3 protein-coding genes are annotated in these 2,392 nt (G+C 66.0%); 2 read left to right on the top strand and 1 reads right to left on the bottom strand.

What is annotated here, in order from left to right; genetic code table 11:
* A partial coding sequence (locus tag ACK4SV_RS16845; RefSeq protein WP_409919002.1) for a nitroreductase occupies positions 1-604 on the bottom strand: 604 nt, incomplete at its 3' end.
* Between the two features lie 141 nt (positions 605-745).
* Here ACK4SV_RS16845 and ACK4SV_RS16840 point away from each other — a divergent pair.
* Both ACK4SV_RS16840 and ACK4SV_RS16835 read left to right on the top strand, forming a co-directional pair.
* The gene (locus tag ACK4SV_RS16840) at positions 746-1,450 is read left to right on the top strand and encodes a TetR/AcrR family transcriptional regulator (protein ID WP_409919001.1); all 705 of its coding nucleotides are present in this window, start codon (positions 746-748) and stop codon (positions 1,448-1,450) included.
* The coding region (locus tag ACK4SV_RS16835) for an efflux RND transporter periplasmic adaptor subunit (protein WP_409919000.1) at positions 1,447-2,392 on the top strand (946 nt) is incomplete at its 3' end. The genes ACK4SV_RS16840 and ACK4SV_RS16835, both read left to right, overlap by 4 nt.

Raw genomic sequence — 2,392 nt, 5'->3', positions numbered from 1 at the left:
TGGACGTATCCGGCCGCATCCGTTCCTGCGGCATCTGCGTGGCCGTGCCCAGATAGATGAAACCGGCAATCCGCTCATCCGGGGCGAGGCCGAGCCAGTCGGCCACATCCAGATCATAGGCAATCCATTCGCTCAGCCAGGCTCCGGCCCAGCCGCAGGCATTGGCCGCCAGCAGCAGATTATAGCACATCGCCCCGGCCGAGAGTTCCTGCTCCCAGGCCGGCGTGCGCCCCGTCTCGCGCGGCGATGAGATGACCGCGACCACGACCGGCGCGCGCAGGAACAACCCCGCCGCCTCGATCACATCGCGTGATTCCACATCGCCGGATCGCCGCCCGGCAATTCTGGCCAGTACCTTGCCGGCCTTGATCCGCTCATCCCCCTCAAACACAACAAACCGCCAGGGCGTCAGCTTCCGGTGATCCGGCACCCGCGTCGCCACCTGGATCAATTCGTCCAGCGCCTCAGGGTCCGGCCCCGGCTCGGCCAGGAACAGCTTGTTGGCGGATCTGCGCAGGGCGAGGAACTGGCGCACGCCATAATCCGGCCGGCTGGCCAGCATCGGGGTTCCGGGCGAAGGGGGAGGCGGAAACAGCTTGCTCATGGGGCAGGGGGTTAGCGCCGTTCCCGCACAAGCAAAAGATCAAAATCCGCCCGTGGCCCTTGCCGCGCAGACCTTAACGGCATATTTACCCAAATGAGTGAACGCTGTTCACTAAATGAACGCTGGGTGGAGGCCCGCGCGATGGCCGATACACTTCAGGACGAAAGCCCGGCAGAGCGCCGGCGCCAGAAAGTCCGCGCTGCCATCGTGGATGCCGCCGAACGCGTGTTCTCGAAAGAGGGGGAGGCGGGTCTTTCAATTCGGCGGCTTGCCGAGGAAATCGATTACTCACCCGCCGCGATCTACAAATACTTCGGCTCCAAGGAAGAACTCGTCGACGAACTCAAGGAGTCCTTCTTCGAGCGTCTGATGACCAAGGTCGACGGCGCCTCGCTCGTCTCGCAGCCCTTCCGCGAGCGGGCCTGTCATTCTTTCGCGAAATACATCGAAACCGCGATTGCCCGCCCGCATCACTATGCGGCAGCCTTCTCGATATCCGCCGACCGTAACGCGGCTGCGCCGCACCATGAGGCCCCCGGCGCCAAGCCCTTCGACACAACCCATAAGGGCCGGGCCTTTCTCGTCATTGCGGGCCTGATCGCGGAAGGCCAGGCCAACGGCACCTTCCGGACCGATATGAACCCGCATCTCGCCGCCAAATCCCTCTGGGCCTCGATGCACGGCGTCGCTTTGCTGATGATCCAGCTACCCGGCTTCCCCGTAATGGTGCCGACCCCGGACGATCAGCTCAGCCAGGCGGATTTCATCCGTTTCCATACCGAGTTGATGTTCAGCAGCCTTTGCAAGACCTTCCCAGAGACCCCTTCCAGCAGGTCCGCCCCATGAACGAAGTCTCCGCCCCCCCGCCCTATGAAGAGCGCACGCACCGGCCAAGCTGGGCGAAGGGCGTGCTGTTCGTCCTCCTACTGGCCGTCGCCATCGGTCTGCTCCTCGGCGGCGCGCTGCTGCTGCGCAGCCCCACCGGCCCGGTCGTCGCCAGCGCTGCGCCTGAACCGATCCGCGCTGATGTCATTCAGGTCGCCTATCTCGACGAAATCGAGGTCGAGGAACTCTATAGCGGCCTCGCCGAAGCCCGCCGTACCAGCCGTCTCGGTTTCCAGACCGGCGGCCGGGTCGAAAGCGTCAATGTCCGCATCGGTGACCGTGTTGAGGCCGGCGCCCCGCTCGCTAAGCTCGACACGCGCGGCCTCTCGGCCCAACTTGCCTCAGCCCAGGCGCTGGTCGAGGAAGCCCGCGCCTCCCATCGCCTCGCCCTCGATTCGGCGCAGCGCCAGCGCACGCTGATGGCGCAGGGCCATGTCTCGCAGCAGCGCGTGGACGAGGTCGTCGCCCAGTCCGACACGTCCGCCGCCCGGATCGAATCCGCCCGCGCCCAGGCCGACAGCCTGCGCGTCCAGCTCGACCTCTCGCGCATCACCGCGCCCTATGGCGGCATGATCACCGGCCGCTTCGCCGACGAAGGCGCCATCGCCAGCCCCGGCCAGACCATCCTCGAACTTGTCGAAGGCGGCGACCTTGAAGCCCGGATCGGCATCCCCGCCCGCGCCGTCGCCAACCTGACCATCGGCGAGAACTACAGCCTGCAGGCCGAGACCGGCCCGGTCACCGGCAATCTGCGCAGCATCACCGGCGTCGTCGATCTCTCTCAGCGCACAGTCGGCGCTGTCTTCGACATCGCCGAGGACAGCCTCGTACCCGCCGGCTCGATCGTCCGCCTACGGATGCCCCGCAGGATGGAAGAGCGCGGCTTCTGGGTGCCCCTGAAAG

Origin of the sequence: Hyphomonas sp., from assembly GCF_046313735.1 — a bacterium.
Lineage (GTDB): Bacteria > Pseudomonadota > Alphaproteobacteria > Caulobacterales > Hyphomonadaceae > Hyphomonas.
This window is presented reverse-complemented; position numbering and strand designations above follow the sequence as displayed.